This is a genomic window from Mesorhizobium sp. M4A.F.Ca.ET.050.02.1.1 (genome assembly GCF_003997725.1).
Lineage (GTDB): Bacteria > Pseudomonadota > Alphaproteobacteria > Rhizobiales > Rhizobiaceae > Mesorhizobium.
In genome coordinates, this window is sequence record NZ_RZSG01000340.1 from 1 (window position 1) to 6126 (window position 6126).

The 6126-nt window shown below is 65.9% G+C and carries 4 protein-coding genes, 2 tRNA genes and 1 pseudogene; 1 reads left to right on the forward strand and 6 read right to left on the reverse strand.

Features of this window, described 5'->3' with window-relative positions:
- The 6 genes and pseudogenes from EOA33_RS20790 to EOA33_RS20810 form a co-directional block, all read right to left on the reverse strand.
- Positions 1 to 607, reverse strand: a pseudogene (locus EOA33_RS20790) (slipin family protein); the annotation flags it as partial.
- 351 nt (positions 608 to 958) lie between these two features.
- Positions 959 to 1034, reverse strand: a tRNA-Arg gene (locus EOA33_RS20795).
- A 2-nt stretch (positions 1035 to 1036) separates the two neighbouring features.
- A tRNA-OTHER gene (locus EOA33_RS20800) sits at positions 1037 to 1110 on the reverse strand.
- Between the two features lie 220 nt (positions 1111 to 1330).
- Positions 1331 to 1879 carry a histidine phosphatase family protein gene (locus EOA33_RS20805; RefSeq protein ID WP_127406450.1) on the reverse strand — a complete coding sequence of 183 codons (549 nt, stop codon included), beginning with the start codon at positions 1877 to 1879 and terminating at the stop codon, positions 1331 to 1333.
- A gap of 83 nt (positions 1880 to 1962) precedes the next feature.
- Positions 1963 to 2730: a tetratricopeptide repeat protein gene (locus EOA33_RS40645; RefSeq protein WP_245482395.1), complete on the reverse strand. Its 768-nt coding sequence runs from the start codon at positions 2728 to 2730 to the stop codon at positions 1963 to 1965.
- A gap of 98 nt (positions 2731 to 2828) precedes the next feature.
- Complete coding sequence (locus tag EOA33_RS20810) at positions 2829 to 4973, reverse strand: caspase domain-containing protein (RefSeq protein WP_245482396.1); 2145 nt, start codon at positions 4971 to 4973, stop codon at positions 2829 to 2831.
- Between the two features lie 143 nt (positions 4974 to 5116).
- Here EOA33_RS20810 and EOA33_RS20815 point away from each other — a divergent pair, with 143 nt between their 5' ends.
- On the forward strand, positions 5117 to 6067 hold the full coding sequence (locus tag EOA33_RS20815; RefSeq protein ID WP_126054143.1) for an AEC family transporter: 951 nt from the start codon (positions 5117 to 5119) through the stop codon (positions 6065 to 6067).
- Positions 6068 to 6126: the final 59 nt, after the last annotated feature.

Below are 6126 nucleotides of genomic sequence, written 5' to 3' on the forward strand. Positions count from 1 at the left end.
CTTCCTGCCCGGCGACGTCGAGCGACTGGCGCTTGAGGTCGACGACCTTCATCTGCACCATGCGCCCGACGTTCCAGAAGCCGTGCACGCCGGCGGCAAGCGTCCGCGCCAGCGCCCCGTCGACGAACAGCAGTCCGGCCTGACCGTCGACCACCGGGTGAACGGACATCAGTTCCGTCTTGCGGGCCTGGCCGAGCCGGCGCATGAGAGCCGGATCGATCGCAAGATCGGCCGACGTGTCGACCAGCGTTACCTTCCACGGGCCGGCATCCGTCCACAGCACGAGCTTGCGATCCGGCGCCAGGACGGCATGGAGGTTGCCGTCACGCTCGATGACGGCGACATCCGTACGCCCGGTGCGAACGACGGTGAAATGACGCGCGGCCACCTCCGGGAGCTTGTCGAACAGCGCCTTCTCGTAGGCCGAAACGAATTCCGGGTTCTTCAGATCGTGCCGGGACACTTCAAGGCGCCCGCGCCGGTTGGCAAGCCAATGCTCGCCCGGCATCAGGACAGCCTTGATCTCCCCCTTGTAGAGGGTGACGGCCCGTTCGTTTTCCTTAACAAGGACGCGCTCGCGCCCAAGAACCTTGTCGAGAATGGTCATTGTCTTCACTCCTGTCGGGCATGGCCCCATGCGAGGCGTCAACTCATGCGTCGATCATCCTTTTCGTTTCTCGGTTCCTTTCCCGGCACGAATGATCCGGAGACCGGTGGCATCGCCAGGCAGCGGGCCGTCGGGAGCGGATCGCGAGACAGCGAAGCGGGCGCCGGAGGCCTTGGCCTCCCTTGCCGGCGACACTGCGCCTTGATCGTCACCGCGGGCCTGGCCGCGAGCCGATGGCGTCGGACCTTTCGATGCGGCCTTGGCCGAAGGCCTAGGCCGTCCGTCAGGTCTTTCGCATTCCGGTCCCCGGACCGATTTTTCCGAATAACACCGTGACAGGGTGGCTTGGCTTGGAAGGCCAATGGAGAAGGATTCGAACCTTCGACCGTCAGATTCGCGATCTGATGCTCTACCCAACTGAGCTATCCGTGGTGCAGACAGCAGGATTCGAACCTGCGACCTCCGGACCCAAATCCGGTGCTCTCCCCCTGAGCTACATCCGCGATCCCAACCTCCGAAACGGCGCCGTACACAGGGCGGCAGAGCCGCCTGCGCGGGCGGAGGCAAAAGCTCCAACCGTTGTGCTCGCTTCGGTTTTCGTGACCGGGAGCGCGCCTATAGACCCTGCGACGGGTTGTCGCAAGCGGCATTGTCGCGGCGGATTTGCGGCTTCTTTCGGTAGTGGCATTTCGGCAACAGATGCCGCCGCCGATCGCGGCCTCGTCAGAAGGTGACGCGGCCAAGCACTTTGAGGCCGTCGCCCTGCGGCTCGACGACCACCGCCTCGCCTTCGCGGGGCGTGACGCCGGTCAGCGCCACGATGTTCTCCAGATGGGTGACCAGCACCAGATTGTCGGAACCGGAATAGCCGCGGATCTCGGCCATGATTGCCGCGAGCTGCGCGGCCTTTTCCGCAGGGTCGGTCTTCAGGAGGTCGAGCGGCGCGAAGGGCTCCGGCTCAGCCTCGAAAGCGATGCGGGCGGTGTCGAGGCGGCGGCAGTAACGGCTGGAGAGCACGCGCTCGATGGGCGCGGCACGGGCAGCGAATAAAGCGCCGATCCGGCTTGCCTGTTGCTGGCCGCGCGCCGAGAGGTTGAGCTGGGTCGGGCATTGGGCGATGTCGAAATTGGCTGGATCGGCGGTGCCGGTGACCATGGCATGGCGCAGCAGCACGATATGGCCGCCGTCACGCAACAGTGCCCAGCCGGCATCCGTCGCATGCGCCGCGGCTGGGGCGACGAGCAGCATCAGCGCCAGCAGAAATCGAACCATCGGCCATCCTTCTTGCGTCCACCGGCGATGACGGCGGTGTGCGCATATAGGGACCGCAAAGCCGGCTGAAAGACAAGCACGGGCTATTTCTTCGCTAGTTGCTGCTTCACCAGCTCGATCTTCTTGTCGGTGAGCGGGATCGGGATGGTGTAGCCGGCTTCGGCAAAACCCTGCTTGGCGTTCTCGAAGAACTCGATCGCTTTCATATATTCGGCGTCGCCGCCGCCTTGGCTGGCGCGGTTCCAATGGACGTCGCCGAGATTGTTCTGAGCGAAGGCCCATTGCAGCGGTTGGCTCTCACGGGTGAACACCTTGAGTGTCGCCTGGAAGGCGGCTTCGGCCTCGTCCAGATATTTGCCGCTGCGTTCGAGCGTGCCGAGATTGAGCAGGCTCATGCCGATGCCGTTCTGCGCGTTTGCCCAGTCGACGGGCGCGGTTTCGAAGGTCTGCACCTCGAGCGCGGCCCGGCGCGCGGCGACCGACTCGGCCAGGGACTTGGTATCGCCTTCGGCCATGCTCAGCCAATGCAGCGCCGAGCCGAGGCCGGCCTGGGCCAGCGCCCATTGCCGCGGCGTCGTCTCGCGCTTGTATTCTCGCAACGCGTCGCGATAGGCCATCGCCGCATCCCTGTAGTGTTCCGGCTTGTCGGACAGGCCGCCGAGCAATTGCAGCGTGTTGCCGAGATTGTAGGCGGTCATCGCCCAGTCGAGCGGAAAGGCGCGCCTGGTGTAGATGCGCCGCGCCGCCCGGAAGGCGGCAACCGACTGCTCCAGTCTCGCCGGATCGCGGGCGCGCTGGCCGAGCGTCTGGTAGACCGAGCCGAGATTGTTCTGGGTGGAAGCCCAGTCCATCGGGAAACGCTTGCGGGTGAAGACGGTCAGCGCATCGCCATAGGCCGTCGCCGCTTCTTCGAGCTCGCCAGTGCCGAGATCGAAGCGGGCGGCGCTGCTCAGCGCGTTGCCGAGATGAGCCGGCTGGTCGCCCAGGAAACCGGGAAGGTCTCGCGCGTGCGGATCTCGAGCGCGGCGCGGAAGGCCGCGGCCGCCTCGGTGATCTTCGCCTGATCGTTGCGCTGCGTGCCCAGCGACACCAGCGTGTTGCCGAGATTGTTCTCAACCATCGCCCACTGCGCCGGCGACTTCTCGCGCGTATATTCCTGCAGCGCCAGCCGATAGGCGGCCTCGGCCTCGGTGAGGCGTTCACCGCCGGGCTCCCGCTCCGAGAGCGCATAGAGCGCCAGGCCGAGATTGTTCTGCGAGGCCGCCCAGTCGAGCGGCACTTTCTCGCGCGGGCGCTTCACCAGCGTCGCGCGCATGGCGGCAACCGCCTCGTTCAAGTGCTTGGGGTCGCTCTCGCGCTCGCCGATCTTCAACAGCACATTGGCGAGATTGTTCTGGGCCGCGGCCCAATTGAGATCGTCCTTCTCGCGCTCGAAGACGGCAAGCGAGTCACGGAAGATCTGGGCTGCCGCTTCAAGCCTGGTCGTGTCGGTCTCGCGTTCGCCGATCGTCTGCAGCACCACCGCCATGTTGTTGCGGGTGATCGCCCAGTCGCGGTTCTGTTCGCCGTTGGGAATGAAGTTCAGGATTATCCGGTAGGCGTCGATGGCCTGTTGCAGCGCCTGTTTGTCGCCGGTGGCGGCACCGTGGGCGTTGAGCGCCTCGGCCTCCTGGTTCTTGTAGTTCCAGCGCAGCTTGTCGTCCCATTTCTCGACTAGCGCGAGGGCCTTGCCGTAGTCGCTCGCCGCCGATTTGTAGTCGAAGACCAGGGCGGAGGAGTCGGCGCGCCTGGCATAGATGGCGGCGTCTGCGAGCCGCTTCTGCTTGACCAGTTCCTCCGCCTGGTCGACGGCGCCGCTGGTCTGCTCGACCCGGGCCACCGCCTCGTCGAGGAACTTTCGCGCACTGACGATGGCGCCCTGGCCGATCGCCTTGTCGGCCGAGGCGACGAGGCGCTTGATCTCGGGGTCGTCGGTGCTGAGCGCGTCGCGCTCTGACAGCATCTTCTTCAGCCGCTCGGCCTGGGCATCGAGGAGCTTTTCCAGGTCCGTTGGATCCTCTGGTATCTTCTCCGTGCCCAGCGCCTTGAGCACGCCATAGAGCGCGTCGAGCGGCACGCCGTCCTGCTGCGAAGCCAGTTCCACTTGCGAGCGCTTCGGATCGGGCAGGTCGGCGATGGTCAAAAGCAGTTGCCGCCGCTCGCCGGTGATCAGCCCGTCATCGCCGGTCGGCTCCTGCGGCGCGACGCCGAAATAGAGCAATCTGCGCAGGCTTTCATTGACCCAGGGTCGCTGCCGCGCCTTGGTGTCGAGATAGACCTCCTCGGTCACCATGCGCATGACCGATCCGAATTCGGTGCCCTTCATCGCGGCGAGGTGGCGCAGCAGCGCCGCCGCATAGGGGCTGTTCTCGCCGGCGGCGCCATCGAGCGCCGGGCGTCCCGGCTCGGCGGCGAAGCCGACCACGGTTCCGAGGTTTTCCGTCGCCGGCGCGCTGCCGAGCGCCTTGGCGCCGCGCAACGGTTCCAGCCCGCCGGCGCCGATCGGCGAGGCCGAGGCGGTCGGCGCGCGGCGCAACTCCGCGCCGGGCGGGAACGGATTGGTGCGGCAGGCATCGAGCAGCATGATCGTCACCGGCACCGTCTTCTTCAGATCGTCCATGACGGCGGAGATCGGCACCAGCGCATTGTCGGCGTCCTTCAGCGAGGACATATCGGCATCGACCGGGACCAGGTAGTTCACGCCGCCGGCCTCGATGCCGTGACCGGAATAATAGATGAAGGCGACATCGGCGCCTTCGGCATCCTCGACGAAGCGCTCAAGGTCGCGCTTCAGTTTCGCGGCATCGCGATCGGTGACGCTGCGGGCATCGAAGCCGAGGTCGGTCAGCATCTTGGCCATGTCGCGGGCGTCATTGGCCGGGTTTGGCAGGGTGGCGATGTGCTCGTACGCCGATTGGCCGACGATGAGGGCGACGCCCTTGAGGTTCTCCGCGCCTTTGGCCAGCGTCGCGACAAGGCAGAGCAAGCCGGCGACGAAAACCGTCAGGCATGCCCTTGCCGAAAGGTGATGGTTCGAGCCCTCGACCAGACCCATTCGCCGCGTATCCCCCTGACGATCCCAAGCCTCTATAACGCTGCCAGCCGACCTTGATCAATTCGGGCGGGGGCAGGAAGCGGGTGGGCCTTCCTCGGCCGGCGCGATTGCGTTGCAAACGGGGCTCGCCTATCACGGGAAAAATGTCTCCGCTCACCGAAACCGTCCTCTTCGTCTTCAGCCTCGTCGCGCTCGGCTACCTTGCCGGCTTCACCGGCTATCTGAAGCCGGCGAGCGGCGAGGGCATCTCCGAATTCGCCATCAACGTGGCGATGCCGCTGCTTCTGTTCCAAACGATGGTGAAGTCCGACTTCCACGGCGTGGCGCCATGGTCGCTGTGGGGCGCCTATTTCACGGCGGTCGCGATCACCTGGGCGGTGGGGCATCTCGTCACCACGCGGGTCTTCGGCAGGGATTCGCGCACGGGCATCGTCGGCGGCGTGTCGTCTGGCTATTCCAACATCGTCCTGCTCGGCGCGCCCTTCATCCTCGGCATATTCGGACCGAGCGGCTTCGAGGTCCTGTCGCTGCTGGTCTCCGTCCACCTGCCGGTCACGATGATGGCCTCGATCGTCCTGTTCGAGATGTTCGGCCGCGGCGCCGGCGAGCCCGCGCATCCGCTGCGTGTCGTCACCAGCTTCCTCAGGCGGCTGTTCCTCAATCCGCTGATCATCGGCATACTCGCCGGACTTGCCTTCCGCCTGAGCGGCGCGCCGCTGCCGGAGCTCGTCTCGCGTGTGGTCGATGCCCTGGCGGATACCGCCGGGCCGGTGGCGCTGTTCGCCATGGGGCTCAGCCTGCGCCGCTTCGGCATCTCCGGCAACATCCGGCCGGCGCTGGCGCTGTCGGCGCTGAAACTGTTCCTGATGCCGGGGCTAGTGCTTGGCCTGGTCTGGGTGCTTGGCCTGCCGCCGCTGACGGCCAAGGTGGCGGTGGTGGCGGCGGCTCTGCCCTCGGGCATCAATTCCTACCTGATCGCCGTCCAGTTCAACACCGGCCAGGCGCTGGCGTCGAACCAGATAACCATCGCGACGGCGAGCGCGGTGGTGACCACGTCCTTCTGGCTGACGGTGGTTCTCCACGTCTTCGGATAGGGGAGCGGCCGGCCAACTCTCGCCTTTGCTGGTCCAACCCCTATATGCCATCTTGCGAT

What these genes read in the sequence shown, in the direction of transcription:
- EOA33_RS20805 (WP_127406450.1), bottom strand. Translation starts at nt 1,879, where the DNA reads ATGGTTCGATTTCTGCTGGCGCTGATGCTGCTCGTCGCCCCAGCCGCG.
- EOA33_RS40645 (WP_245482395.1), bottom strand. Translation starts at nt 2,730, where the DNA reads ATGGACTGGGCTTCCACCCAGAACAATCTCGGCTCGGTCTACCAGACG.
- EOA33_RS20810 (WP_245482396.1), bottom strand. Translation starts at nt 4,973, where the DNA reads ATGGGTCTGGTCGAGGGCTCGAACCATCACCTTTCGGCAAGGGCATGC.
- EOA33_RS20815 (WP_126054143.1), top strand. Translation starts at nt 5,117, where the DNA reads ATGTCTCCGCTCACCGAAACCGTCCTCTTCGTCTTCAGCCTCGTCGCG.